Source organism: Psychrobacter sp. GW64-MNA-CIBAN-0177, from assembly GCF_040309585.1.
Lineage (GTDB): Bacteria > Pseudomonadota > Gammaproteobacteria > Pseudomonadales > Moraxellaceae > Psychrobacter > Psychrobacter okhotskensis.
In genome coordinates this window covers 1-275 of record NZ_JBEOOY010000203.1, presented here as the reverse complement: position 1 = coordinate 275, position 275 = coordinate 1, and the positions used below count along the sequence as shown (strand labels likewise).

Below are 275 nucleotides of genomic sequence, written 5' to 3'. Positions count from 1 at the left end.
AAAAACAAGAAGGCTGTGAATGCAACTACGCGACGACTTTGCCAAACATATCAGTGAACTTCATAATCCTATAGAGCGTCCTTATACCGCTAGCATAGGCAAAAACTTATTAGAGAACTCTGAAGATATTGAACATCTCAACAAAGAAATTCATGATGTTAATCCTGATTATCTGACCTTCTTGCCAGCATATTTTTGGATGTTTTATTTTGCTATTGGGTGGGTTTATTTTTCTTCATTCTGGTTAGGTAATTATTTTCTTCAAGATATTGGAG

At 34.9% G+C, this 275-nt stretch carries 1 protein-coding gene; it reads left to right on the top strand.

The genetic code is table 11. The features are described from left to right. Nucleotides 1-19: 19 nt before the first annotated feature. A partial coding sequence (locus tag AAEY79_RS14780; protein ID WP_352289105.1) for a hypothetical protein occupies nucleotides 20-275 on the top strand: 256 nt, incomplete at its 3' end.